The following is a 25,253-nucleotide window of genomic DNA, read 5'->3' as shown; positions in this document are numbered from 1 at the left end:
GGCCGAGCCGATGCAGGCGCTCGAGACCGATACGGGTTTGCCCTCACCGGCGGCGATGTAGAGATCGAGCAGGATGTCCCACGCCGGTTCGCCGAACAGGTCGGGATTGCCGAACAACGCCGCGCGCTTGCGCCGGAGGGCGTAGGCCTTGCGGGCGAGCGCGAGGTGGCTGCGGGCCGGGCGGGCAGCGCGGGCGGGGGGCACATCGGCGGGCTCGGCCGTGGCGCTGCCCTCCGCCGCCTCGCGCAGGCGGGCGGCGATCGCCATCAGCTCGTCCGCGAGGGGGTGGAACAGCAGCGCGGCATCGCCTTGTCCTACCGCCGCGCCAGCGCCGAGATCAGCGCCTGCGATTATCTGGCCGGTGTCGTGCCTCATCTCGCCCATCGATCCGCCCTCAGGAGCCCGGGAAATTCGCCCTCCGGGCATTGCCTATGGATCTCGATGTAAGAACATCCGTTCTGGTTTGCTTTACGGATGAATACGCAGGTCTTTCATTTTGTGGACGAAATTATCGCCGCGAGGAGGTTTCAGCGCCGCGCCTGTTCGCGCCGCAGCTGGTCGATCGCCGCGTCGAGATAGGCCCCCGCGATATGCGCGCCGATGTCGTCGAGAATGGCCAATTCGCGCTCCAGCGCAGCAATGGCCGCAGGCACGCGGGCGTCGCCCGGCGCAGTCGGTATGTAGTGTTCCACGATCAGATCCCAATCAGACGCGTACCCTGCCACGCGTGGCCGCACGATGTGTGCGCGCGGCCGCGGTGACGCGGCGGATATCACGTTAATGTCCTATGGAAATCTACAGAGGGAAACTACCTAGCCGGCCAAGCGCTCCAGAGCGGGACGGGCCGGCTTGCAAAGGTCAACCGAAACGGTCCTGAAGCGCGAGCAGCGCGAGCGCCGCCTTGGCCGCCTCGCCGCCCTTGTCCTTTTGCGCCGGGTCGGCGCGAATCAACGCCTGGGCCTCGTTCTCGACTGTGAGAATGCCGTTGCCGATCGCGATCCCGTCCATCGTCAGCGCCATGATCGCACGCGCGCTTTCGCCGGCGACGATCTCGAAGTGGTAGGTTTCGCCGCGGATCACCACGCCGATGGCAACGAAGGCGTCATAGCGGTCGGCCTCGGCCGCGAGCGCGATCGCGCCGGGGATCTCGAGCGCGCCGGGCACGGTCAGCACCTCGACCTTGTGGCCCTTGGCTTCGAGCGCGGCGCGCGCGCCGGCGATCAGCATGTCGTTGAGGTGGGCGTAGAAGCGCGCTTCGACGATGAGGATGTCGGCCATGGGGTTACTCCGGGATGGGATGGAAGTCGGTGATGGTGAGGCCATAGCCTTCGAGCGCGACGAGATCGGGGCGGCTGTTCGAGAGCAGCACCATCTCGGAGATGCCGAGGTCGGCGAGGATCTGCGAGCCGATGCCGATGTTGCGCTGCGCCTCGCCCGCCTGCCATTCGCCAGCGCCGACCCGGCCGGTGAGGATCACGATCACGCCCGAGCCGTGCTCGCCCACCGCCTGCATCGCGCGCTGGAGCGTGCGCTTGCGCGGGCCGGGCTGGCCCAGCACGTCGTCGAACACCGATATCGGGTGGACCCGGGCGAGGGTGGGCTCGCCGGGGATGACATGGCCCTTCTGGAGCACATAGGCCTCCGAGCCCGCCACGCGGTCGCGATAGGTGATCATCCGCCACTGGCCGCCGTAGTCCGAGGTGAAGGCGCGCTCGGAGAGGCGCTCGACGAGGTGGTCGTGGCGCATCCGGTAGGCGATGAGGTCGCGGATCGTGCCGATCTTGAGATCGTGCCGCCGCGCGAAGCTGATGAGATCGTCGAGCCGGGCCATGGTCCCGTCCTCGTTCATGATCTCGCAGATCACGCCGCTCGGGTTGAGGCCGGCGAGGCGCGAGATGTCGACCGCCGCCTCGGTGTGCCCGGCGCGCACCAGCGTGCCGCCATCACGCGCCATCAGCGGGAAGACGTGGCCCGGCGTGACGAGGTCGTCAGCGCCCTTGGCCGCATCGATCGCGACCGAGATGGTGCGAGCCCGGTCCGCCGCGGAAATGCCGGTGGTCACGCCTTCCTTCGCCTCGATCGAGATGGTGAAGGCGGTCTGCATCGATTCCTTGTTGTTGCGGCTCATCGGTGTGAGGCCCAAGTGGTCGACGCGATCCCTGGTGAGCGCGAGGCAGATGAGGCCACGCCCGTGGGTGGCCATGAAGTTGATCGCCTGGGGCGTCGCCATCTGCGCGGGGATGATCAGATCGCCCTCGTTCTCGCGGTCCTCGTCGTCGACAAGAATGTACATCCGGCCGTTGCGCGCCTCGTCGATGATTTCATCGATGGTCGCAAGAACGGGCCGTTCATCGTTGGAATCGAGGAACATTTCGAGCTTATGCAAGGTCTCGGCCGTGGGATTCCAATCGGGCTCGGCGGCATCGCGCAGGGTGTTGGCATGGAGGCCGGCCGCACGGGCCAATCCGGCGCGGGTCATGCTCCCGCTTTCCACGATGGCGCGAACGCGTGTGATGATCGATGTGCTCATGGGCGACGCATAACACATTGTGATGTGATCGCAAGCGTGTTTTGCGTCGGAAACCTAGTGGACGCGATTGTCGGGTCGCAGCCCGAGCCAGCTGATGCACTGGCAGCGCTGCGCAATGTCTATCTTTTGGAGGATGGTGGACGCACTAGGGCTCGAACCTAGGACCCGCTGATTAAGAGCGGAGCTTTGGACCCTTTTCGTTCCTTTCCAATACTACGCCAAACTACGCTCAAGGGCTTGAAACGGTTGGAATAAATCCGCCGTGGATTACCCTTCGCTACGCCATCGTAATCCCGACATCTGATTACGTGGCGATTACGTGGACGAGCGCCAGATCATGCCGAATCAGTCAATCACATTGCGAACAATCCAGTCTGTCATACCGGACCCGCACCGCGACATTTACGTGTGGGACCCCCGCCTGAAGGGCTTCGGACTTCGCATCACGCCAAAAGGAGCACAGTCCTTTGTGTTCCAATATCGTGTCGACGGCGGGCCTGCGCGCCGCAAGACAATCGGGCCCGTTGGTAGCCCATGGACGCCTGCCACGGCACGAAAGGAAGCCGAGCGGCTGCTGGTCCAAGTCTATCAGGGCATCGACCCGGTCGAAGCCAAGCGTGAAGCGAAGCGTAAAAAGGAGACACTGAACTTTCGGACGTACAGCGAGAGGTTCGTCGAGCTCTATCTCAAGCCGAATTGGCGGGGGACATGGGGCTCGGCGAATTGCACGATCAACAACGTGTTTATTCCCCGCTGGGGCAATCGCCCCGTCCATGAGATCACCCGCGCTGACATCGTGAAGGTGCTGGACGAGTATTCCGATCGCCCGGCGCGGCGCAAGGAGATCCACTCGCTGCTGCGCAAGCTATTCAACTGGGCGACCGACCGACAGGATATCGAAGTCTCGCCGCTGGCCGGGATGAAAGCGCCAAAGGCCGTCCCTTCGCGCCGTCGGGTGCTGAGTGACGAGGAGATCGTCGCCTTGTGGAGGGCGACCGAGAATTCCGGATGGCCTTGGGGGCCCTTTGTGCGGATGCTGATCCTGACGATGCAACGGCGTCAGGAAGTTGCCGAGATGGACTGGTCCGAAATCGACCTCGATGCACGCCGATGGACCTTGCCGGCCGATCGGGCAAAGAATGACCAGGAACATGTCATACCGCTGACAAGCCTCGCTTTGGCAGAGCTGCAGCTGCTGGGCCCAAAGCGCAAGGGCCTCGTATTCACGACCACCGGCACGACCCCCGTCTCGGGATTCTTCAAGGGAAGGGCGGCGCTCCACAAAGACATGATTGCCTATCTGAAGGCGAAGCAGGTCGAGGAGGGAGGTGACCCAGCAGAGGTGGAGGTTCCGAACTGGCGGCTGCACGATATCCGCCGAACCGGCGCAACCCATCTTCAGTCGCTGAGGGTCCCCGTCGAAGTTACAGAAAGCGTGCTCAACCATATCAGCGGAACAAGGGCAGGGGTCGCGGGGATCTACAACCGCTACAAATATGACGACGAGAAGCGCACCGCTCTGGATGCGTGGGACGCGAAGCTGCAGTCACTCCTGTCGACATAGGCCAATGAAACGCCAGGTCTGATTCCAGCCCATGGCTTGCTGCGCCTCTTGGCCCACGATGAACGCAGCGGAGCAGCAGGGCAGTGCAACAAAGCAGCACCGCAAATGCCGTTGACATTTGTCAACGGAATGGCGATAAGGAGGTCGGTTGAATGGCTAGGCCACGCCATCCGAACAAGGAGATTGAAGCGGCTGTTGCCCATGCGGAAACGCTGGGCTGGCGGGTCGTTCCGATCAGTGGCCACGCCTGGGGGCGGCTCTACTGCGCTTGGGCTGACCGGGACGGTTGCATGGTCTCGGTGTGGAGCACGCCGCGTAATGCGGAGAACCATGCCAAGGCTATACGACGGGATGTGGCGCGGTGCCCGCACGGGCAAGCGGAGTGAGTGAGATGAAGACGCATGAGTTCACCATTGTAGCCTCCGGCCTCGATCCCGAGGCGGACGGCTACGAAGATCGCTTCTTCGAGGCCGGTTGCGACGACGCGACGCTTTCGTTCCAGAAGGGCGTGATCATCGCCGAGTTCGCCCGTGAAGCTGTGTCATTTTCCAAAGCTGTTACAACCGCTTATAAGGATATACTCCAAACGGGTGCCAAGATCGAACGGGTCGAGCCGGATTATCTGGTGAACCTCAGTGATATTGCCGAGCGCTCAGGCCTCACCCGTCAGGCGATCTCGCTCTATACCAAGGCGGAACGGGGCTCGGGCTTCCCCAGTCCGGTTGCGCGCGTCACCTCCAACAGTCCTCTCTGGGATTGGCTGGAAGTCACCGAGTGGCTCCACGCCCAGGCAAGAATCGACCGCGAAGCGGTGGTAGAGGCGCGGATTGTCAAAGAGGCCAATCGCTTTCTCGAGTTGCATGTCGGGGAGCCTGATAACTTCACGCGGCGACTGGAATTGCTCGAGGATGCGGGACCCTAGGCGTATTCAGGTCTGACGCCCATGCACCACCCTATTGCTCAGATGCAGCATTTGCCGTATCTTTCGTCACCGGCTGATTAGATCGCCTATCAATAGTTTGAATTCGGGAAAATACATCAATATTCTAAAAGTCATGAACAGGCTCGACGAGTTGATTAAGCAAAAGCAAGAATTAGTTTATGCGGTCGACCGCGATGGCTTCGCCACTTCTACGCTGCGTTGCTGCTCATCCTTCGCTCTTTGGGCGAACAGCCGAAGCGCTCTGAAAACGCGCGCGTGAAAGCGGCAGCCGAGCGATAGCCAACGCGATTGGCAACCGTCTTTATCGGGACATTGCTTTCCGCGAGTAGGTTGAGCGCACGCTGAAGCCTCCAGTCCACTATATACGCCATCGGGCCACTGCCAACCAGCTCGCGAAAGCGCTCGGCAAAGCGGCTGCGCGACATCCCCACGGCCGCCGCTAGGCTTTCGACAGTCCATCCATGGGCGACATCACCGTGAATGAGGCTGAGTGCCTTGCCGATCTGAGGGTCGTAGACAGCGGAAATCAAACGGCTGATTTCGGGCGCCTGCGCGATGCCGGCGTGTATCGCCTCGATGAACAGCACCTCGGACAGGCGGCTGACGCTAGCTGTGGCTCCCGGTTCGCCCTCAAACATGCGGCGCACAAGCAGGCGCAGAACGTCGTCAAGCATGGGCCGTGATGCACGGTCCGCTGCGGTAACATGCAACAAGTCCGGTATCGAACGTAGCAACGGGTGGCCTGCACCATCGGCAAAGGAGAAATGGCCGCATACCATTTGGCAGGATTCGCCGGCTTCGCCGCTCCCGACGATGAACGGCCCCGAGCCGGTGAAGCCTGCTTGCTGTATGACATCGCCAAGCGGTTGCCCTTCAACGGTTTCGCTGCTCGACAGCAAATGGCCAGCGCCGCCGGGAACAAGGGCAAGATCGCCAGCTCGCAACTTTGTGCGCGTCCCATCGGCGAGGGTGACGTAGCACGTCCCTTGTACCACTAGGTGAAAGCGCGCTGCACGCCTGTAGCTAGGGACGGCGATATTAAACGCCGGGTAAAAATCGGTGCGAAAGTAAATTGTGGCTTTCAGTGCTACTGTGTCGAGCACGTCGCTGAGTACATCGGTCATGCTGGTTGCTTAGCACCGGCGCTCGTTAAGTCCACAAGACTATTCGCGAAACGTTGCAGGTCATCCCAACGAATTGACCAGAAGTCGCAAAATGACACCACCGCATTGCGTTACCTCCCACCGACGCGCAATCAAGCGTCGACGGACTTGCTAACCCTTCGCCAGGAACTGCACGGAGATTTGTCGTGGAGACCATTCCCCAGACTGATGCCGCGTCTGCGCCGTCGAAAACCCAAGACCTGCTAAATGCGGTCAAGAAACAGACCGGCGGCATGCCCAATATTCTTGCCACCATGGCGCAATCACCGGCCGGGCGCAGTGGTTATCTTGGAGTTGCCGGAGCACTCGCCGCACGAAACCTGTCAAATGTGAACCGCAAGCAGATTGCGCTCGCTGTCGCCGGTGCCAATGTGTGCGATTATTGCGCTTCGGTGCATACGGGACGCGGCAAGGGAGCAGGTCTTTCGTCCGACGAAATGGCCAGGAATTTGATTGGCAGATCGTCATATCCCAAGACCGCCGCTCTGTCGGGCGTCGCATGCGAAGTCGTTCGCCTACGTGGCCAGACAACGGCAGCTCAACTCGCAACGCTCACCACGCCGGTTCCGATCATGAGGCCGGTGTCGAGACTGTCGCGAACATCACACTCAGCATTTTCACGAACTACTTCAACCATATCGCGGGGACCGAAAATGATCTCCCGCTGATGCGTTCGCGGAGCGCCTTGTTTGTTTAGGCGACCCGAACGGGCCGGTTCGCCGCCCCCAGCGAACCGGCCCAACTCGGTCTTCAATCACATTCAATCCGAAGGAAAAGCCAATGACCAATCCAATAGAAGCTGCCGAAAGCGCATCAAACGCGCTCACCGCTCAGGGCAGAATCCTTGAGTCGATCGACCAGTACTATGCCGACAATTGCGTATTCATCGAACCCGATGGCGCAAGCCGCACTTCGAAGGCTGCAGAGCGCGCACATCTTGAAGGCTTTTTCGCGAGCCTGAAGAGCTTCGAAAGCGCGACGTTGCACGGCCAGGCCGTCGGGGACAATTTCTCGGCGAGCGAATGGACGTTCAAGATGACGGCCGGTGATGGCAGCCCGATCATCTGGCACGAAACGCTCGTGCGCACCTGGCGGGACGGCAAGATCGTCTCAGAAAAATACTACACCCAGGCCTGATCTCGGGCGACCCGATTGGCTCCGTTTCGACTTGAATCCCGGCGCACAGCGCGCGGGTAATTTACTACTCCAACAGAGGGAAATCTCATGTCCAATGAAAATGAAGTTGCCATCCAGTCCCGCCGTGCCCTGTTCCGTTCAGCTGGAATTGCCGCGGCTGGGTTTGGGCTCGCCACCCTTGACGCACCGTTGCTGGCCGCGCCACGCAAGATAGCGCGCCGCGGCGATACCGTCAGCTCAGATGTCGGCGTGATGCAGGGTGCTCTTGCACTTGAACATGAAGGTATCGCTGCGTATCGCATTGCCGGCGGAAGCGGGCTGCTCAGCAAAGGCGTGCTCGACGTTGCGTTGGTTTTCCTCGGCCATCACGAGGGGCACCGCGATTCACTTGCCAAGCTGATCGCGACGGCTGGTGCAAAGCCTGTCGAACCCAAGACCGATGCCGAGTATATTTCGGCACTTAACATCGGCGCGCTCAAGTCAGAAGGCGATGTCATTAAGTTTGCTGCCGGCCTCGAACAGGGCGCGACGAACGCCTATGTCGGCCAGATCGCTGCGTTGCAGGACCACAAGCTGGCACATCTCTTCGCGCAACTTAGCACAGACGAAGCGGTTCACTGGGCCATTCTCAACAACGCGGCGGGCGGCGCGATGCCCAAATCTGCGTATCTGTTCGGCTGATATGGCAAGTCGCAAACGCATCGAGGCCGGGGTCGCGGTTTGCGCGATCCTGGCCGGGGCCGGACTGGTGTTTGCCCCCACCGCCGCGCCGGCGCAAGCGGTGGGCAATCTCGCAAATGGCCAGGCGCTTTATCGAGCAAAATGTGGCGGATGCCATTCCATCGAGGCAAACCGTATCGGCCCGGCGCACCGCGGTCTCATTGGACGTCGGATCGCAACGGCACCAGGCTATGCTTATTCTCCGGCACTCAAGAAATTGACCGGCGTTTGGACGCCGGCGCGGATCGATTTATGGCTGCAGGGACCCCAAAAAATGGCGCCAGGCTCGAAAATGTTTTCGACTGTCTCCGACGCCGCGCAACGGCGCGACATTATTGCTTATCTTGCCGCAAACTCGTCCGTGGACCGGAGGTAGCGGGACGCCTGTTATGAGATCGTCAGACTGCTTGCTGGAAGACATTCGAGCGTGCACACTGTGCGCTGAGCATCTGCCAGCCGGACCGCGCCCGATCGTTCAGTTCAGCGCAACCTCAACAATTGTCATCATCGGTCAGGCGCCCGGCGCGCGGGTCCATGAGAGCGGCACTGCCTGGGATGACGCAAGCGGCGAGCGGCTGCGCGAGTGGACGGGGCTGACGCCCGATATTTTTTACGATCCGGCGCAGGTCGCACTTGTGCCGATGGGCTTTTGCTATCCCGGCACCGGGAGCAGTGGCGATTTGCCGCCGCGCCTCGAATGTGCACCAATGTGGCATGATCGCGTCATGGCCGTGCTTCCACCCGCGCGATTGACGCTGCTCGTTGGAAGCTATGCACACCAGCGCTACTTGGTCGAGGACAAAAAACAATCGCTGACTGAACGTGTTGGTAAATTTCACGAGTACCTGCCGCACTACTTTCCGCTTCCGCATCCATCCTGGCGTAGTATGGGCTGGATGAAACGCAACCCATGGTTCGAGCACAATGTTCTGCCAATGTTGCGCGATGCAATTGGAATGCGAATAGGCACTGCCCCACACGAGTAGGCTTGTCAGTGTTTTAGGCGACCGCCAAGCCATTGGTAGGCGCTTGGATCCCCTCGTGGGGCAATTTGGCGAACGAGGGCTTCTCGGTTCGGTGCTGGGCTACCCATGCGGAAGGGCTGGGCTGGCGGGTCGTTCCAATTAGTGGCGATGACTGGGATCGGTGTTATTGGCGCTGGGTTGACCAAGACGGCTGCATCATTCCGGTGTGTCGGCGGTGATAGCAGGCGATCAAACAGGTTTGCTGTCGGGCGACGGGTTCATTTCCAGCAGGGTGCCGCGTCCGCGAGGCTATCGAACAGGTCATACCAATGCAGTCGTGTCTACCGTCCATAGTTGCCGTGGCTTTCAAAGTGAGGCGACCGCCAATGGGCAAGTGACAAGCGGTCGGAAAAGGGCCCATTTAATGTGGTGGAGGGGTCTCCACTTTACGGGATCTTCTGCGAATAAGTCAGACAGGAAGGCGACGATGGAGCAGGTACCGGCTGTTGAGTTGGATTTGGCAAAGCCGGTTGGCTAGGTTCACGGCGTCAACGCACAGTGCAATGTGCCCTGATTGGGACGCACAGCAATGTTTTCGAGCCCAGCGATGCACCATTCGGGGTCATAACGCGCCTCCGTCCCGTCTGAGCGCCATATCCAATGATCCCCATTTATGTCCTAGTTCGATCCGTCTTTCCGGCATGCGGTCCTATCAGCGATACTGATCGGCCAAGGCGGAAGGTGCTCGCTCAATCGAACGCGCGCGCAATGCTGGTGTTGGGTACCGCAGCTTGCATCCTAGCCCAGCATTCAGCCATGCCGCCGCGCGATCCATGTCCAGGCGGTCTCGCGTTCACTGCCGCATCCATATCTACCAACTGATCATGTTACCTTAATCTCTGCTTCACTTGGCGCGGTGCTTCGCCCGTGACGCGAGCGAACACCCGTGAGAAGGCTGCGGCACTATCATATCCGACGCTGTCGGCCACGGTCTTGACCGGCTTGCCTGCGGCAAGAAGGTCACGCGCAATCGTCATTCGCCACCGGGTCAGATAGTCGATCGGCGTCCGCCCAACGCAGGCGCGAAAATGCGTGGCAAAACGGGTGCGCGACATGCCGGCCACCTCTGCCAGATCATCAAGAGTCCACGAATGCCTTGGCTGTTCGTGCATCGCCGTCAGCGCCTTGGCCAATCGCGGATCGGCAAGGCCGCCCAGCACACCATCATTCACCAGGCCACTGGCGACAACATGACGCACTACCAGGATCAAGAGATAGTCGAACAAATGGTCGATGGCGGCCTGACGCCCATTATTGTCGCCAAATCCTTCGACAAGCAGAAGATCGCAGGCGGGCCCCAGCGTCGGGTTCTCGGCCAGCGGCAGGATGACAAGGTCGGGCAGTCCTTCGCCAATCGGGTTGCCATTATCGCCGCCCAGATCGACCTTCGCGCAGACCAGATCAGCCCCGCCTTCCGCAGCGCCAGTGAACCGGTGCGCCTGTCCGCGCGGGAAGAAGAGCAGCGTTGGTTCGTTCAGAATGAGATCGGCCTCGCCAGATCGGCTCAGCGTCAACGCGCCGCTCTTGAGAAGGTGGAGGTAGCCGCAATCGGCAAATTGCGCGGTCGTACACAAGTTGCCGGTAAAGAATGTCCGGGCGCTCGGGGCAGTGTGGGCAAAGAGAGCGGCAAAGATGTCCATGTGAACGATCTGCAATGAAGTTGGCACCAATCTGCACCGATAACAGCCGATAGAGGCGTTGTGCAAGCCCGCACTGACCAACAGAGGAAACGCAAATGCCCCGCATCAACCCCGTAGAACTCGCCACTGCCGACACCGGCGTCCAGGCCACCCTCGGCGCTGTCAAGGCGAAGATTGGCATGGTCCCGAACCTCTATGCGACCTTTGCCCAGGCACCTGCCGTGCTGAATGGCAACCTCGGCTTCGCAGATTCACTGGGAAGTGGTGTGTTGACCGCTGCACAGCGGGCGATCGTTGCGCTTGCCGTCGCCCAGTACAACGGCTGCCACTATTGCCTGTCAGCGCATACGCTGATGGGCAAGGGTGCCGGCCTTTCACCAGAGGCTATCCGCGCCGCCCGTCTGGGCAAGGGTCAAGATCCCCTCGACGATGCGATCGCGACGCTTGCCTTGCGCATCGTTGAAACACGCGGTCACGTGACCGACAGCGATCTGTCAGCAGCCCGCCTTGCTGGCCTCGACGACGCCCGCATCGTCGAAATCGTCGGTAACGTCGCGCACAATGTTCTGACCAACTTCATGAACAACGTCGCCCAGACCAAGATCGATTTCCCGGTCGTCGATGTGGCGGTTGCGGCCTGATCATAATGCGTGCGGGCCGGTGCAGGACATCGGCCCGCTCCTCAACCACTTCCATAGGGAACCCTTGCCATGAAACTGCAATTCCTTACCCCTGCGCTGCATGGCGTGCTTGACTATGTCGCCGCTGCCGCCCTTATTGCGCTGCCATTCCTGCTCGGCTTTGAGGGTATTGAGCTTTGGCTCTCTGTTGCCGGTGGGGCGGGCTTGATTGCCTACAGCCTGCTCACTGACTATGCATTCGGTGCGGTCAAGCTGGTGTCGTTCGATGCACACTTGTTGCTCGATCTTGCCGCAGGAGTAGCCTTCATTGCCGCGCCATTCTTGCTTGGCTTCACCGCTCTGGCTTCGATCTACTACCCGGTTATGGCAGCTGGCGTGATCGCGGTGGTTACCTGTACCTCGCGAGCCAACCAATCAGGCCGAAAGAACGCCGCTGCCTGAGCACGTCTATCAAGGACACAAGAGTTGTTATCAACAATGCCACCCTGCATGCCCCGATCACGGCATGCAGGGTTTGCCACGTCTGGAGTTTGGCGCTCCACGACCTGAGCCATAGCCCAACGCCCTCAGCGCCATGATTTAGTCGGCAGAAAAATTACGGGTACGGAACTCAATTCCTCACTATTCTGACCTTTGCAGAATCAGCCAACAGCGTTGAGCCCGTGAAAGCGGGCCCGCTTGTCGCAAGGCGAGGCGGTGTGCGGATCCCAACAGAGGCACCGCTCCGCTTATTTCTTGAGCACCGGATAGCCATCGACATAAATCGAGTCAGTCGCATTGGCTGGCAAGTGGCAAGTCAGACAATCGGTCTTGTAATCGGTCGATTTCGTCTTGGTCGGGGCGCCCTGATCAAACCATGCCCAGCCCCAGCCGTCGCCCCACAACTTGTTGTCGGGATGGCTGTTCTTGCTGTCCTTCACCATAACGAACCAGCCTTTCAAGGCTTTCGTATGGCTGACAGTGCCCGTTGTCATTGGTCCCGTCGTCGCCTCGAACACCTCTTTTACTAGCGTCGTGCCGTCCGCGAACGTGCCGGTAGCGCGATGCCCGGCTGCAGCACCGGGCGAGGCATAGACGATATGCATCTCCTTTGATCCGGGTGTGCCATCGGCCGCCACAGCCCAAGTGCCGAGATATTGATAGGTATCACGATAATCGGCAGGTACGCGCAAGGTGCCTGCGGCGTCAGCGCCGCTATTTTCCGCTCTCGTTTCGGTCGCCTCGCTACACCCGGCCAACAAAAGCGCCGAGGCTGCAAACAGCAGCGAACCCTTCGGAATGTGCATGAGATATCTCCCTGTTGACGTAGGCATTCGCTAACGCAATGCTTGTCTCTTCATGATGAAAGCCATGTAGATCAAATATTTGTGCAGAAGGGCTCTTTCTCTTGTCCAAACGTCTCTTGTCGCGAATCGACCTTGATGCGCTGTTCGATCAACTGCGTGTCGAGCCGATCGCTTTTTCCGAATGCTTCATTGCCCCCGCTTGGGCGTTGGCCTTTTCAGCCACCCCGGCATCAGGTCTTCACTATGTGTTGCATGGCGAAGGTGAACTGGTGTTAGGGTCGGGCGCGCCTGTTCCCTTCGGCCCGGAAACGCTGCTTGTTACCCCGCGGGACACCCCTTACCGCATCCAGGCGCGGTCTACTCCAGAGGCACGGACAGGTTGTGGAGGTGTGGTCGCGGTAACCATCGACCTTGGACAACCCACACTGAAGCGCTGGCAGGCAGGAAGTGACGAGCCAGCGCTGAAGATCGTCTGCGGCCATTTCCGTGCAATACAGGCTGGCGATCGCGACTTATTCGGTGCGCTTGATGCACCGGTGGTGGAGCATTCCGGCAAAGATAGTGTCGGCAGTCTGATGCCATTGATCCGCACCGAACTCAGTGGGAACAACACGGGCGGCCGGACGATGGCCGCAGCGATGCTGCGCCAGGTTTTGGTGATACTGTTGCGGCGCGGGCTCGCCGAACAGCAGAGTTGGCTTGGTTCGCTTGATCTGGTTAGCGATGAGCAGGTGATGCGCGCCTTTAGCGCCATGGTGCATGAGCCCGGTGCGGCACACAGTGTGATGTCTCTGGCGCAGCTGGCATGCTTAAGTCGGTCAGCCTTCATCAAGCGGTTCCGGGCGTCGTTCGGGCACCCTCCCGCCACAGTGCTGCGCGAACTGCGCTTGCTCGCTGCGGCAGACCGGCTGCTGCATAGCCGCGCATCTGTCGAGCAGGTCGCGCGCGGCGTGGGCTATGCGAGCCTGAGCAGCTTTTCGCGTGCCTTTACCACGCGGTTCGGCGTTAACCCGGCTGCATATCAGGCGCGCTCTCAAGAATCAGGCGTTTGACGCATAGATTGGGCTCCTGCGGCTGAGGTGTTGCTTTATTCATTTTGGCGGAGGCATATAATATAAATTTTGAAAATATGGTAGCGAAACGCGAGCATAGGTGTTCGCCTAGTCGCTTGCCTCACTATATGAATATCCGGGGGCAATTGTGAAGTAACGGCCTGATGAAAAATCGGCGGTTGCGTTATATTCCCGTAATTTTATCGGTCCGCAGCCTAGCATCGCGCAGCGGTTGTTTGTCGCTGGATTTAGACTGGATTTGGGAAGCTAGGGCTTCGGGCTATTGGTGATAGCGCGAAGCACGGAGGCGAAGATAAGGGTCGCAAAGCCTTATGATTGAAGTGCGTCAGCTCAGATTTGCAGTAGCCACCGCCGATGCCCAGAATTTCTCACGCGCCGCCGAAGCAATGCGCATCAAGCAGTCGACGTTGAGCAGACGAATAGCCACCTTGGAGGCGCGTCTCGGGATCAAGCTCTTTGAACGCAGCACGCGCGGCGCGATACCGACCGAACAAGGCAAGGCGTTTCTGAGTGTTGCCCGGCGCATTCTCACCGATATCGACAATCTTCAGACGACAGCCCGCGCGGTCAGCTATGGCGAAGAGGGCAGGATCGCGGTCGGCTTTTGTGCGTCCCTGATGGCCGGCAACATGCGCGCGACCATTGGCGAATATATGCGGCGTCACCCCGACATTCAGTTTGACGGGATCGAGTCGGATCCCGAGCGTATGTTCAGTGACCTGAAGGCACGGATTATTGACGTGGCTCTGATGCCGTCGGACGCGCACGACGCCGGCATCCTCCGGCGCTCGGCTTGGTCGGAGCGTTTGCTGGTGGCTTTGCCGAAAGACCATCAACTGGCCACATCAGACCGGATTCACTGGAGCGATTTGCGCCGCCAGGTTTTTGTGCTGCCCAGTCAGGGCGTGGGCCCGGCGATGGCGCGCACGTTGAAGCGCCGATTGTCGGATCAGGGCTATCGTGCGCACCTGATCATGCAAGACACAAGCCTCGAAAGTGTTCTGAGCACGGTACCGTTTGGCCGGTACATCACGCTGGCCACCGAAGCCTCGATCGGAGTGCATTGGCCGGAACTAACGTTCCTCGAAATCATGGATCAGGGCGGCCCTGCGCGGCTCGACTATGCTTTCTACTGGCGCGAAGAAAACGACAATCCGGCGCTGAAGCGTTTCTTCGATTTGATCAGCGAACGCTACCCGGCCTGACCCGAGCGCCGCAATTTGGCGAAGGACCGGTCGGTCGCAATGAAACGCTCGATCATCGGCGGGATCAGTCGTTCAGGTGATGGAGCATCTTTGGTATCGCCGCCGTTGATCGCCAAGCCATAGGCGAGCAGTTCGCGGTGAAGGCGGGACGACAGCTCGATGGTTACCTTGACCGGCTTTTCGTCGGCCAGATCGGCCAATTTCAATCGAGTCACGATCCGCCTCCCAGTACGAGGTCACGGGTCACCAGCACGCGCACAGGAAAACCCGGACGGATCGTCAGTGTCGGCCGTACGTCGAGCTCGCGGCTGACCACCTGTTCGCCCGCGCGGTCGATGCTGTCCTGCGAGCCGCGGCGCAGCGCGCGGGTGAGATTGTCGTCATTGCCAGCGCCAAGCTCGCCGCCAACACCCAGCAGAGTCGAGACCAGTGCTGCCCGCAGAACGCCGCCCCAATGGAAGTCCACGCCGTCTTGCAGCCCGGCAAAGCCGGATGGGTCCCCGCCGGGTTGGCGTTCCAGCACAATCGACCGGCCATCGGGCAAGATCAGGCGGTTCCATGTGAGTTGGACCCGGCGCTGGCCGAAGGACACGTCGGCATTATAGTCGCCGATCAGTCGCGATCCCTGGGGGATGAGCAGGATGCGGCCGGTGACGCTGTCATAGACTGGCTCGGTGACCTGCGCGGTGACCTGACCTGGAAGATCGGAGCGAATCCCGGTGATGAGGGCAGCAGGAATGATACTGCCCGCCTGCAAGACATAGGTGCCCGCAGGTGGCTCGATCCGACTCGCTGATACCGTCCGGCGCTCGGCGGGGCGGTCGGCAAAGGCGGGACGCTGAGCCTCTGCTGCAAGTTGCGGCACCGGCGGCCCACCGCCGGGATCGGCAACTTCCGATCCGTCACCGACAGCAGCTGCCCCCGCACCGCCACCAAAGAACAGGCGGCTTTCGCGAGCGGCGCTGCGTTCCTGCATAAGCCGCTGTCGTTCGGTCTCGGCTGCCGTTTGCGCAGGCGTTGGCGCAGGACCAGTGGGCGGCGCAGCGCCGATCGGTGGGAGCTCGGCGACATCGCCGCGCTGTTGTGCCGCCAGGATCGGCGCGCCGAGATCGCCGGGCAGGGGCGGGCCCAGCTTGGGGACATCACCATAGTCGCGAGGGGCATCGGCCAATGCATCGGGCCGCGCCGCGCCTTCGGTGTTGAGCAGCTCCTCGCGCTCGGCCCGGCTCGCGGGCTGCAGGGCATAGATCAACGCACCGCCGACAAGGGCAAAGCCGCAAGCCGACGCGATGCCGATGGCCTTGCGCGACAGCCGCATGACGCGCGGCGGATCTCCGCGCAGCTTGACCGCCTCTTCTGGCGTTGGAGCAGCTTCGTCGCTCATGACGGCGTCCTCCGGCGTTCCTTGCGGATCTCGACGCGCTGCTGCGAACGGCGGTCGCCAAGGCGCAGTTCGGCGCGCTCGAGCAGCCGGTCGACGACCATGAAGCGGCCTGACACGCGGTAGTTGAGGAGCTCGGCCTGATTGCCTTCGCCAAGCCCGAACAGCGGCGGCATCTGACCTTGCGAAACGCTTTCGGGAAACTCGATGAAAGTCTGCCGCCCGTCATCGAACACGCGCACCGGTCGCCACGCAGGCCGATCGCCCGACAGACGGTAGGCAAAATTGAGCGCCTCGACCGGAATATTGGCAGCAATTGGTGCTGCGCGCCTCTCGGCTTCCTGCGCCTGCTGCAAGGCGATCAACTCGTCCTGCGGATAGGTCCAGGAGACCGACGCCATGTAGACCGACGGATTGGCGCGCAGCTCGATATGATAGGTGCGCCGGTCGGTATTGATGACGAGGTTTGTTGTGATATCGGAGCGGACCGGCTTGACCAGAATGTGGACACGGGCGCTGGCCCCGCGTCCGCTTACGGTGTCGCCGATCAGCCAGCGCACGGTATCGCCGGCAGCGACAGGTCCGGCGCCAACCAGCTGCTCGCCTTCCTGCAGCGCAATGTCGGTCACCTGTCCCGGCGCGGTATAGACCTGATAGAGCGCGCCGGGCGCCCAGGCGTAGTTCTGGATCGCGTTGATGAACTGCTCGCCCTCGGGTTGCACGCGCGCGGCGGCGTTTGCCGCTCCCACCCGATCCCGGGGCAAGGAAGGTTGGGAGCGGCGCGCGGCGGGGGAGGGGGCTCGCCGCGATTCGGATTGCGTCTGCATTGTTGCGCTGGTCCCCGAATCGATGACCACTTGCGCCGGTTCTAGGGCCACCATCTGTGCTGAAGCCGGACAGGCGGTTGTTCCAAGCAGAACGGGCAAGAGGGTGACCGCAAGGCGACCGTGAATGGGCGAGATCATGAGCCAAGTTCCTTTGACCAGTTGATGGCATTGACGAAGATGCCGAGCGGATTCTTGCGCAGGGCATCGGGGGTGCGCGGGGTCTGGACGGTGATCGTCAGGATCGCGGTCCAGCGACTGGTCTCGGCAAGGCTACCATCGCGGTAGCGGCGTTCGACCCAGGCAACGCGAAAGCTGGCCGGCGAGGCGCGGATGACGCTGGTGACATCGATCCCGACCTGTTCGCGGCCTACAGCCGCGAAGGGATCGTTGGTCCGGGCATAATCGTTGAGCACCAATGCGCCGCGGTCGGTGACAAAGTCATAGGCGCGCAGCCAGTTTTGGCGGACAATGATCGGATCGTCGGGAATGCTGCGCACCTGTTCGATAAACCGCGCCAGGTGGAAGGCGATCTGCGGGTCGCTTGGGTTAAAGTCGCTGACCGCAGGGGCGACGGCCTGGGCTTCGCCAAGCTTGTCGACCTGCACCACCCATGGAATGATCGAGCCCTGTGAACCCTGCCAGACGATCCCCGCAGTGAGACAGGCGGACAGACCGAGCGCGCCGAAAAAGGCATAGCGCCAGCTTCGCGCCTGTATCCGCGCCGAGCCGATGCGCTCGTCCCAGACTTGGGCTGCGCGTTGGTAGGGCGTCTCCGGTTCGGGCGTCTTGCCGTAGCGGATCGAAGGTCGTCGGAACATGTGCGTCAGTCCTTTTCTGAAGTGTCGATCGACGCGCCGCCGCCGTGGCTGTCGCCCGATTTGAGTGTGTGCGCGGCGATGCTCGCGCCGTGGGAAATCGTCTGCCGGTCCTTCATCGCCTTGGCCCAGGCTGGCTGGTCGGCACCGGTATCTGACGGCGCAGGCGGCGATGGCGGCGGCGTGTTAGGTCCGGGCGTGATGCTGCCGCCGGTCTTGGTGATGGCGTCGCGGCTGCCTTCGCGGAACGATTGCTTCACGCCGTCACCGGCCTTCCTCAGCGGCGATGTTGCAGCGCTGGCGGCATATTCGCCGACGGCACGCGCGCCGCTTGCCACCGCTGCGCCGCCCGACTTGCCGGCAGAGCCGAGGGCGTAAGCCATGGTCGCGCCGCCTGCGGCGCGCGACGTCCCTTGCGCGACATTGGAGGCAGCACTGGCGACCGCGCCGCCCGCCAGTTTCGCGCCGGCGACAGCGCCTGCGGCAGCGCCGCCCGCGAGCAGCGCGGTGCCGGCGGCAGCGCCGGCGCCAAGCTGCGGACCACCCGAGACGATGCCATTGGCGATGCCGGGACCGAAAATGCCGAGGCCGAGCAGCGACAGGCTGGCGAGCATGATCGAAAGCGCATCTTCGATGGTTGGCTCACCCGAGATTGCGCTGGTGAACTCGGTGAAGATGGTCGATCCGATCCCGACGATCACCGCGAGCACCAGCACCTTGATTCCGGACGAGACGACATTCCCGAGCACCCGCTCGGCCATGAACGCGGTCTTGCCGAACAGGCCGAACGGGATCAGCACGAAGCCGCAGAGCGTGGCCAGCTTGAACTCGATGAGCGTGATGAACAGCTGAATCGATAGAATAAAGAAGGCGATGATGACGATCGCCCAGGCGACCAGCAGGATCACGATCTGCAGGAAATTCTCGAAGAAGCTGACAAAGCCGAGCAGCTCGGAGATCGATTCCAGCAAGGGATAGGCGGCATCGAGCCCCACTTGCGCGACCCTTCCTGGCTGTAACAGTTCGGCAGCCGTAAACCCGGTGCCACTGGCCTTGAGGCCAAGCCCGGCGAAACTCTCGAACACGATGCGTGCGAGGCTGTTCCAGTTGCCGATGATGTAGGCGAAGATCCCGACAAACAGGGTCTTCTTGACGAGGCGGGCAAGAATGTCGTCCTGCTCGCCCCATGACCAGAACAGCGCTGCCAGCGTGACGTCGATGACGATCAGCGTGGTCGCGATGAAGGCGACTTCGCCGCCCAGAAGGCCGAACCCGCTGTCAATGTAGCGCGAAAAGATGTCGAGGAAGCGGTCGACGACGCCGGTGCCACCCATGTCAGCGATCCCCCGCCATATCGAGGGTGGGATCCCCGCTGTTGTCAGCCACAGGGGGCACGACCGCCGCATCACGCTCGGCTTGCCCCAGGAACCGGCGGCGTTCCTCTGCCCAGGCTGCGGTGCAGATATCGACCGATGCCGCCTCAATGCCCAGTCTTGAGCAATAGCCAAGGGTGGCCTTTGCACCGTCTCCGGATACATCCGCCGCAGCTATCGGAGCGCTTGGCGGCGGCGCAGGCTCTTCGCGCAATTCGAGCATGGCCATGGTGATGGCAATGGCGACGAAGGCGCTGGACCCAATCCGCGCAAAGAGCTTGCTGTCCATCGCCTCAGTTCCCGAACAGCCGGGCATTGCCCGGAACATAGGGCCGGCGATCGCCGAGGAAGCGGCGCAGCTGTTCGCGTGCCTGCGCCTTGGCGGTCGCTTGCGCAGCGGCGTCGAGCGATTGTGCGCGCGCGAGCGAGGCGACCGTGGCGGTCAGGTCCGCGAGTTGCTGCGCCTGCACTGCCAGTAGCTGATTGCCAGCCTGGGCGGCCTGAAGCGCGCCGGTTGCCGACTGACTTGAGCCAACGAGGCTGTCGACGGCGGCGCGCGTGCCGTCGATATTGCCAACCACGCCGGCTTGAACCCGTAGGGCATCCTCGAACGCGCCGACGCTGTTCTGCCACCGGGCTTCAGCACCCTGGACCAGCTCGCGCTGCGGCCCGGTCATCGAGCCCGCGCGATAGTTGTTCTGGAACTCGCGTTCGATCTGACGGACGTCGTAAGCCACGCGCTGCGCCTGCCCGAGCAAGGCCTGGGTCCGCCGGATCTGCGCCTGCAGCGGTTCGAGCACGGTGAGTGGCAGCGATTGCAGGTTGCGCGCCTCGTTGACGAGCGAGGTGGCCTGGTTCTGGAGCTGCCGGATCTGGTTGTTGATCTGCTCGAGCGTGCGCGCGGCGGTCAGGATGTTCTGGGCATAGTTGCGCGGGTCGAACACCACGCCGCCGATCTGGGCGCTGGCGGCCGTCGGCTGCATGGCGCTGACGCTGACCGAGAGGACGGCTGCACCGGCAGCGAGCATCGAGGCGAGTCTATGGCGTTTCATGGGCACTACTCCTGGGGTTGGTCCAACCGGGGACCGGGCTGGGGAAGGGGCGAAGGGCCGGGCAGTAGCTCGGCTGCCCAGGCCAGACCGCGATGGCGCAGCCAGCGCGGAGCAAAGTCGGCGCAGCCGTGCACGCCCGTGATCGCATCGATCGCGAGCTGGTCGGCCTTTGATGAGGTGGCAGTGAAGGCGAGCGCGACTTCGCCCAGGCCAAGTTCGAACAATCGGTTGCCGCGCGCCGACTGACAGTAATAGTCGCGCTTGGGCGTCGCCCGCGCGATGATCTCGATCTGCCGGTCATTGAGGCCGAAGCGCCGATAGATCGCCAATATTTGTGGTTCGACCGCACGTTCGTTGGGGAGGAAGATGCGGGTGGGGCAGCTCTCGATGATGGCAGGCGCGATCGCCGAGCTTTCGATGTCGGCGAGGCTCTGGGTCGCAAACACCACGCTCGCATTCTTCTTGCGCAGCGTCTTGAGCCATTCACGCAGTTGTGCGGCAAAGGCCGGGCTGTCGAGGACAAGCCAGCCCTCGTCGATGATGATCATCGTCGGCGAGCCGTCGAGCCGGCCTTCGATGCGGTGGAACAGATAGGACAGCACGGCAGGGGCTGCGGCCGAGCCCGTCAGTCCTTCGGTTTCGAAGGCCTGAAAGCTGGCCTCGCCCAGACGTTCGCTCTCGGCATCGAGCAGCCGCCCGAACGGCCCGCCAATGCAATAGGGCGCCAGCGCCTGCTTCAAGGCCTGCGATTGGAGCAGGACGGCCAACCCGGTGAGCGTGCGCTCGGTCATGGGCGCGGTGGCGAGCGAGGTCAGCGCCGACCAGAGATGCTCCTTGGTAGCGGGATCAACCGTTACGCCTTGAGCGGTAAGGATCGCCTGGAGCCATTCGGCCGCCCAATTGCGCTCCGCCGGTTCGTCGATCCGGGCCAGCGGTTGCAACAGCACCGTGCCAGTGCTGTCCTCAGCCAGGCCGGAACCGGTCAACGAATTGCCGAGGTCCTGCCAGTCCCCACCGCATGCGAGCGCCGCTGCCCGGATAGAGCCGCCGAAATCGAAGGCAAAGACCTGGGCGCGATCATAGCGCTGAAACTGCAGCGCCATCAGCGCGAGCAGCACCGACTTGCCGGCCCCGGTCGGGCCGACGATCAGAGTGTGCCCGACGTCGCCAACATGGAGCGAAAACCGGAATGGGGTCGAGCCTTCGGTCCGCGCATAGAATAATGGGGCGGCGTTGAAGTGATCGTCCCGTTCCGGCCCGGCCCACACGGCAGACAGGGGGATCATGTGGGCAAGGTTCAATGTGGAGATCGGCGGTTGCCGGACATTGGCGTAGACATGGCCGGGGAGCGATCCGAGCCAGGCCTCGACCGCGTTCATGCCTTCGACGATCACGGTAAAGTCGCGGCCCTGGATGACCTTTTCGACCAGACGCAGCTTCTCCGCAGCCAGCGCCGGATCCTCGTCCCACACCGTCACCGTCGCGGTGACATAGGCCTGGCCGACAAAATCCGATCCGAGCTCCTGCAGCGCGGCATCGGCATCGGCGGCCTTGTTCGAGGCATCGCTGTCGAGCAGCGTCGAAGCCTCGTTGGTCATCACCTCCTTGAGGATGCTTGCAACCGACTTGCGCTTGGCGAACCATTGCCGGCGGATCTTGGCGGTCAGCTTTGTGGCGTCGATCTTGTCGAGCATGACTGCGCGGGTCGACCAGCGATAGGCGAAGGCGAGCCGGTTGAGCTCGTCGAGCAGACCCGGGAAGGTGCTGCTGGGAAAGCCGACCACGGTCAGCGTGCGCAGATGCGCGCGACCGAGGCGCGGCTCGAGCCCGCCAGTTAACGGCTGATCGGCCAGCAGCGCGTCCAGATGCATCGGGATCTCGGGAACGCGGACGCGGTGACTGCGGGTGGAAACGCAACTGTGCAGGTATGTCAGCGTCTCACCGTCATCGAGCCACGCGACCTCGGGCACAAAGCCATCGATCAGGCGCAGCAGGCGCTCGGTGCGGTCGACGAAGAGGTCGAGCAGTTCTTTGGGATTGATGCCCTTTTCGGCCTTGCCCTCGTAGAGCCAGCTTTCGGCGCGGGCCGCGTCTTCGGCGGGCGGCATCCACAGCAGGGTCAGGAAATAGCGGCTTTCGAAATGGGCGCCTTCCTCGGCAAACTGCGCGGCGCGTTCGCGCTCGATTAGCGCAGAAGCGGGATCGGGAAAGTCGCTGTCGGGGTAGTCCAGCGCCGGGCGGCGCACTGCCTCGACGAAGATGGCCCAGCCTGAACCCAGTCGCCGCAGCGCGCTGTTCAGGCGCGCGGTCGTCGCGATCAGTTCTGCGGGCGTCGCGCTGTCGAGATCGGGACCGCGAAAGCGGGCCGAGCGCTGAAAGCTACCGTCCTTGTTGAGCACGACGCCGGGTGCGACCAGCGCAGCCCAGGGCAGGAAGTCGGCAAGCCGGTCGGCCTTGTTCCGGTATTCGCGAAGCGAAAGCATGGGATCAGACCCTCAGGAAAGTGGGGAAGCACAGATGCCGTCGCGCGACATCGACGAATTGCGGATCGCGCCGCGCCGCCCAGACCGAGACCATGTGGCCCAGCGCGAAGATCACCACGCCGGCGATCCACAGGCGCAGGCCAAGCCCGATCGCGGCGGCCAGCGTCGCATTGGTGATCGCCAGCCCGCGCGGTGCGCCACCAAGCAGGATATGCTCGGTCAGCGCGCGGTGAACCGGAACGACAAAGCCCGGCACGGCTTCTGGCGCCGCGGTCTCCATCAGACGAGAGCCCCGCCGCCGAACGAGAAGAACGACAGGAAGAAGGATGAGGCGGCAAAGGCGATCGACAGGCCGAACACGATCTGGATCATCCGTCGCGCCCCGCCCGAGGTGTCGCCGAAAGCGAGTGCTAGACCAGTCGCAATGATGATCATCACCGCGACGATCTTGGCGACGGGGCCCTGGATGGACTCGAGGATCGACTGGAGCGGCGCCTCCCACGGCATCGATGAGCCCGCCGCATGGGCAGGGCCCGTAATGGCAAGAGCAACGAAGCCGCCGAGCATGGCAGCGGAGAGGCGGGCACGGGCGCGCGATAGGGTGCGGATCACGATGAAACTCCTGTGGCTGGGGGTGTGATTGGTAGGATCTGGTAGTCGCCGCGATCATCGAGCCCGGTGACCTCAGCGAGTTCGGCGAGCCGCCGTCCGGTCCCGTCGCGGACCAGGACGGCGATCACATCAATGGTCTCGGCGATCAGCGCGCGCGGCACAGTGACGACGCTTTCCTGGATCAGCTGCTCCATGCGCCGCAGGACCCCAAGCGCCGATCCTGCGTGGATCGTGCCGACGCCTCCGGGATGGCCGGTGCCCCAGGCTTTGAGTAGGTCGAGCGCTTCGGCTCCGCGCACCTCGCCGATCGGGATGCGGTCGGGCCGCAGGCGCAGGGCCGAGCGAACCAGGTCGGAGAGCGTGACCACGCCGTCTTTGGTGCGCAGCGAGACAAGGTTGGGCGCTGCGCATTGCAGTTCGCGCGTGTCCTCGATCAGGACCACGCGGTCGTCGGTCTTGGCGACTTCGGCCAGCAGCGCGTTGGTGAGGGTGGTCTTGCCGGTCGACGTGCCGCCAGCGACCAAGATGTTCTTCCGGGCCGCAACGGTGCGAACCAGCGCGTCGGCCTGCCATGCAGACATGATGTTCGCTGCAACGTAATCTGCGAGCGTGAACACCGCGACGGCGGGCTTGCGGATCGCGAAGCTCGGCGCTGCCACCACCGGCGGCAGCAGACCTTCGAAGCGCTCACCCGTATCGGGAAGCTCCGCCGACACCCGCGGCGCCTTGGCATGAACCTCGGCTCCGACATGATGCGCCACCAAGCGGATGATCCGCTCGCCATCGGCAGCACACATCCCGCTCCCCGTATCGGCGATCCCGGCTCCGAGCCGGTCGATCCACAGCCGTCCATCGGGATTGAGCATGACCTCGATGACCGAGGCATCTTCAAGCCAGGCGGCAATCTCCGGCCCGAGCGCAGTGCGCAGCATGCGCGCTCCGCGCGACGATGCTTGCGACTGGATGGGGATGACGCTCATGAATTGCCTCGTGTCGGCGAGGCAACCAATCATCGGCTGCGCTCGTGAGGCAGATCAAAGAGACATCAAAGCGGGTGAATGCAACAGCGAGTTGCGGGCGGCGTATCTTAGCGGAAAGGCAGAAAGGCTAGCGTAGTATGAGCCTCAAATGACCGCTTGATTGGACAATCCGGAAAGTCGGCTTTTAAGCTGTGGAGGGGCTACGCGGCCCTCCGCTCATAAGGCAAGCATCTTGGCAAGTAAGTCGGCGGAGGCATGTGCACCGACGCGATCAACTGGCGCTTTGCGCGCGCGCAGCGGGCAGGAGATTTGGTGACGCCTGCCGCGGTAACAAGCTATACTTGGGCGGCAACGAAGCGGTTGGTCTATGGCATTCAAAAGAGTTGATCAGATTCTCACGGCGGACGCTCGCTATGCAGGACTTGTCGTCGTCGACGGCGACGGCGCTCGTCCGATCGACCTGCCCGCGCACCACGCCGCCGTCGCGTCCGTCACGCTGCGCGGCACCGCGCCGGGCGAGGTGCGGGATGCATTCGACCGTGCGCGCAATCTCGTCATCTATGCCTATTTCGATTATGATCTATTGGTGAATGCCGAAATCCAGGCGCTCGGCGCGGTCGAACTCGCGCTTCGATTACGGCTGGCGGGGCAATCGAGCGACACGTTGCACAACCTCGTCGAGCGCGCGCGCAAACACGCTATCTTTCCCAAATGGTCTCGCGCGCAACCGATCGATCGCGCGCAGTCGCGTATCCATCCGGCGGGGGCCGCCTTGCGCGGGTAGGTAGCGAGCGCTCTTTAGC

The 25,253-nt window shown here is 62.4% G+C and carries 30 protein-coding genes; 12 read left to right on the top strand and 18 right to left on the bottom strand.

From position 1 onward, the window contains the following. The 4 genes from AX692_RS04770 to ribB form a co-directional block, all read right to left on the bottom strand. Window positions 1-375: MarR family transcriptional regulator (locus AX692_RS04770; protein WP_196491766.1), on the bottom strand; the 375-nt coding region annotated here is incomplete at its 3' end. Between the two features lie 152 nt (window positions 376-527). Continuing rightward, window positions 528-692, bottom strand: a complete 165-nt coding sequence (locus AX692_RS19495; protein WP_155644818.1) for a hypothetical protein — start codon at window positions 690-692, stop codon at window positions 528-530. Window positions 693-858: 166 nt separating this feature from the next. Further along, entirely contained in the window at window positions 859-1,278 is a 420-nt protein-coding gene (gene ribH, locus AX692_RS04765; RefSeq protein ID WP_073974138.1) for a 6,7-dimethyl-8-ribityllumazine synthase, read from the bottom strand. Between the two features lie 4 nt (window positions 1,279-1,282). Further along, window positions 1,283-2,530, bottom strand: a complete 1,248-nt coding sequence (gene ribB, locus AX692_RS04760; protein ID WP_073974137.1) for a 3,4-dihydroxy-2-butanone-4-phosphate synthase — start codon at window positions 2,528-2,530, stop codon at window positions 1,283-1,285. A 319-nt stretch (window positions 2,531-2,849) separates the two neighbouring features. On the opposite strand from ribB, the gene AX692_RS04755 reads away from it, so the two are divergent. Together AX692_RS04755 and AX692_RS04750 are read left to right on the top strand one after the other, a co-directional pair. Beyond that, window positions 2,850-4,094: a tyrosine-type recombinase/integrase gene (locus tag AX692_RS04755; protein ID WP_081095136.1), complete on the top strand. Its 1,245-nt coding sequence runs from the start codon at window positions 2,850-2,852 to the stop codon at window positions 4,092-4,094. Between the two features lie 391 nt (window positions 4,095-4,485). Then, window positions 4,486-5,016 carry a helix-turn-helix transcriptional regulator gene (locus AX692_RS04750; protein WP_066684765.1) on the top strand — a complete coding sequence of 177 codons (531 nt, stop codon included), beginning with the start codon at window positions 4,486-4,488 and terminating at the stop codon, window positions 5,014-5,016. 209 nt (window positions 5,017-5,225) lie between these two features. Here the strand turns inward: AX692_RS04750 and AX692_RS04745 are convergent, their stop codons facing one another. Beyond that, complete coding sequence (locus tag AX692_RS04745) at window positions 5,226-6,161, bottom strand: AraC family transcriptional regulator (protein WP_073974136.1); 936 nt, start codon at window positions 6,159-6,161, stop codon at window positions 5,226-5,228. Between the two features lie 185 nt (window positions 6,162-6,346). On the opposite strand from AX692_RS04745, the gene AX692_RS18830 reads away from it, so the two are divergent. The 5 genes from AX692_RS18830 to AX692_RS18820 all read left to right on the top strand — a co-directional run bounded on the left by AX692_RS18830 (window position 6,347) and on the right by AX692_RS18820 (window position 9,043). Beyond that, window positions 6,347-6,868 (top strand): carboxymuconolactone decarboxylase family protein, encoded by a 522-nt coding sequence (locus AX692_RS18830; protein WP_081095134.1) that lies wholly within the window; start codon window positions 6,347-6,349, stop codon window positions 6,866-6,868. Window positions 6,869-6,980: 112 nt separating this feature from the next. Continuing rightward, the gene (locus AX692_RS04740; protein WP_066528266.1) at window positions 6,981-7,337 is read left to right on the top strand and encodes a nuclear transport factor 2 family protein; all 357 of its coding nucleotides are present in this window, start codon (window positions 6,981-6,983) and stop codon (window positions 7,335-7,337) included. An 87-nt stretch (window positions 7,338-7,424) separates the two neighbouring features. After that, window positions 7,425-8,018 carry a ferritin-like domain-containing protein gene (locus AX692_RS04735; protein WP_081095133.1) on the top strand — a complete coding sequence of 198 codons (594 nt, stop codon included), beginning with the start codon at window positions 7,425-7,427 and terminating at the stop codon, window positions 8,016-8,018. A 1-nt stretch (window position 8,019) separates the two neighbouring features. Then, complete coding sequence (locus tag AX692_RS18825; protein ID WP_066649002.1) at window positions 8,020-8,433, top strand: c-type cytochrome; 414 nt, start codon at window positions 8,020-8,022, stop codon at window positions 8,431-8,433. A gap of 31 nt (window positions 8,434-8,464) precedes the next feature. After that, window positions 8,465-9,043: a uracil-DNA glycosylase family protein gene (locus AX692_RS18820; RefSeq protein WP_318254616.1), complete on the top strand. Its 579-nt coding sequence runs from the start codon at window positions 8,465-8,467 to the stop codon at window positions 9,041-9,043. Window positions 9,044-9,909: 866 nt separating this feature from the next. On the opposite strand, the gene AX692_RS04730 is transcribed toward AX692_RS18820, so the two are convergent. Further along, a complete protein-coding gene (locus AX692_RS04730; RefSeq protein WP_058456591.1) occupies window positions 9,910-10,722 on the bottom strand; it encodes an AraC family transcriptional regulator in 813 nt (270 codons plus the stop codon). Window positions 10,723-10,817: 95 nt separating this feature from the next. Here AX692_RS04730 and AX692_RS04725 point away from each other — a divergent pair, with 95 nt between their 5' ends. Both AX692_RS04725 and AX692_RS04720 read left to right on the top strand, forming a co-directional pair. Continuing rightward, window positions 10,818-11,363: a carboxymuconolactone decarboxylase family protein gene (locus AX692_RS04725; RefSeq protein ID WP_073974135.1), complete on the top strand. Its 546-nt coding sequence runs from the start codon at window positions 10,818-10,820 to the stop codon at window positions 11,361-11,363. 69 nt (window positions 11,364-11,432) lie between these two features. Beyond that, window positions 11,433-11,804, top strand: coding sequence for an SPW repeat domain-containing protein (locus tag AX692_RS04720; RefSeq protein WP_072378596.1), 372 nt, complete (start codon window positions 11,433-11,435; stop codon window positions 11,802-11,804). A gap of 287 nt (window positions 11,805-12,091) precedes the next feature. Here the strand turns inward: AX692_RS04720 and AX692_RS04715 are convergent, their stop codons facing one another. Next, a complete protein-coding gene (locus tag AX692_RS04715; RefSeq protein ID WP_066528270.1) occupies window positions 12,092-12,649 on the bottom strand; it encodes a cytochrome P460 family protein in 558 nt (185 codons plus the stop codon). A 101-nt stretch (window positions 12,650-12,750) separates the two neighbouring features. On the opposite strand from AX692_RS04715, the gene AX692_RS18815 reads away from it, so the two are divergent. Next, complete coding sequence (locus AX692_RS18815) at window positions 12,751-13,701, top strand: AraC family transcriptional regulator (RefSeq protein WP_081095132.1); 951 nt, start codon at window positions 12,751-12,753, stop codon at window positions 13,699-13,701. A gap of 332 nt (window positions 13,702-14,033) precedes the next feature. Next, on the top strand, window positions 14,034-14,927 hold the full coding sequence (locus AX692_RS04705) for a LysR family transcriptional regulator (protein WP_066653350.1): 894 nt from the start codon (window positions 14,034-14,036) through the stop codon (window positions 14,925-14,927). Here the strand turns inward: AX692_RS04705 and AX692_RS04700 are convergent. The 11 genes from AX692_RS04700 to trbB all read right to left on the bottom strand — a co-directional run bounded on the left by AX692_RS04700 (window position 14,915) and on the right by trbB (window position 24,450). After that, a complete protein-coding gene (locus tag AX692_RS04700; protein WP_066653353.1) occupies window positions 14,915-15,142 on the bottom strand; it encodes a DUF2274 domain-containing protein in 228 nt (75 codons plus the stop codon). The genes AX692_RS04705 and AX692_RS04700 overlap by 13 nt on opposite strands. Continuing rightward, window positions 15,139-16,311 carry a TrbI/VirB10 family protein gene (locus AX692_RS04695; protein WP_073974133.1) on the bottom strand — a complete coding sequence of 391 codons (1,173 nt, stop codon included), beginning with the start codon at window positions 16,309-16,311 and terminating at the stop codon, window positions 15,139-15,141. The genes AX692_RS04700 and AX692_RS04695 overlap by 4 nt, the downstream gene beginning before the upstream one ends. Then, window positions 16,308-17,135 carry a P-type conjugative transfer protein TrbG gene (gene trbG, locus AX692_RS04690; protein WP_230959540.1) on the bottom strand — a complete coding sequence of 276 codons (828 nt, stop codon included), beginning with the start codon at window positions 17,133-17,135 and terminating at the stop codon, window positions 16,308-16,310. The genes AX692_RS04695 and trbG overlap by 4 nt, the downstream gene beginning before the upstream one ends. A 134-nt stretch (window positions 17,136-17,269) precedes the next feature. Beyond that, on the bottom strand, window positions 17,270-17,953 hold the full coding sequence (gene trbF / locus AX692_RS04685) for a conjugal transfer protein TrbF (protein ID WP_066653360.1): 684 nt from the start codon (window positions 17,951-17,953) through the stop codon (window positions 17,270-17,272). A gap of 5 nt (window positions 17,954-17,958) precedes the next feature. Further along, window positions 17,959-19,284 carry a P-type conjugative transfer protein TrbL gene (gene trbL, locus AX692_RS04680; protein ID WP_073974132.1) on the bottom strand — a complete coding sequence of 442 codons (1,326 nt, stop codon included), beginning with the start codon at window positions 19,282-19,284 and terminating at the stop codon, window positions 17,959-17,961. Window position 19,285: 1 nt separating this feature from the next. Beyond that, window positions 19,286-19,612 carry a putative entry exclusion protein TrbK-alt gene (gene trbK-alt, locus AX692_RS04675; protein WP_066653366.1) on the bottom strand — a complete coding sequence of 109 codons (327 nt, stop codon included), beginning with the start codon at window positions 19,610-19,612 and terminating at the stop codon, window positions 19,286-19,288. Between the two features lie 4 nt (window positions 19,613-19,616). Next, on the bottom strand, window positions 19,617-20,375 hold the full coding sequence (trbJ, locus tag AX692_RS04670) for a P-type conjugative transfer protein TrbJ (RefSeq protein WP_066684744.1): 759 nt from the start codon (window positions 20,373-20,375) through the stop codon (window positions 19,617-19,619). Between the two features lie 5 nt (window positions 20,376-20,380). After that, window positions 20,381-22,858, bottom strand: coding sequence for a conjugal transfer protein TrbE (trbE, locus tag AX692_RS04665; RefSeq protein ID WP_073974131.1), 2,478 nt, complete (start codon window positions 22,856-22,858; stop codon window positions 20,381-20,383). Window positions 22,859-22,862: 4 nt separating this feature from the next. Then, entirely contained in the window at window positions 22,863-23,138 is a 276-nt protein-coding gene (locus tag AX692_RS04660) for a VirB3 family type IV secretion system protein (RefSeq protein WP_073974130.1), read from the bottom strand. After that, window positions 23,138-23,470, bottom strand: coding sequence for a TrbC/VirB2 family protein (locus AX692_RS04655; protein WP_073977361.1), 333 nt, complete (start codon window positions 23,468-23,470; stop codon window positions 23,138-23,140). The genes AX692_RS04660 and AX692_RS04655 overlap by 1 nt, the downstream gene beginning before the upstream one ends. Then, a complete protein-coding gene (gene trbB / locus AX692_RS04650; protein WP_066653380.1) occupies window positions 23,467-24,450 on the bottom strand; it encodes a P-type conjugative transfer ATPase TrbB in 984 nt (327 codons plus the stop codon). Before trbB ends, AX692_RS04655 begins: the two co-directional genes overlap by 4 nt. A 367-nt stretch (window positions 24,451-24,817) precedes the next feature. Between trbB and AX692_RS04645 the strand changes: the two genes are divergently transcribed. Continuing rightward, the gene (locus AX692_RS04645; protein WP_073974129.1) at window positions 24,818-25,234 is read left to right on the top strand and encodes a hypothetical protein; all 417 of its coding nucleotides are present in this window, start codon (window positions 24,818-24,820) and stop codon (window positions 25,232-25,234) included. The last annotated feature ends 19 nt before the right edge of the window (window positions 25,235-25,253 follow it).

The organism is Erythrobacter donghaensis, assembly GCF_001557325.1.
Lineage (GTDB): Bacteria > Pseudomonadota > Alphaproteobacteria > Sphingomonadales > Sphingomonadaceae > Erythrobacter > Erythrobacter donghaensis_B.
Note: the sequence above shows the minus strand (reverse complement) of the source record. Positions and strands in the feature narration are given on the sequence as shown.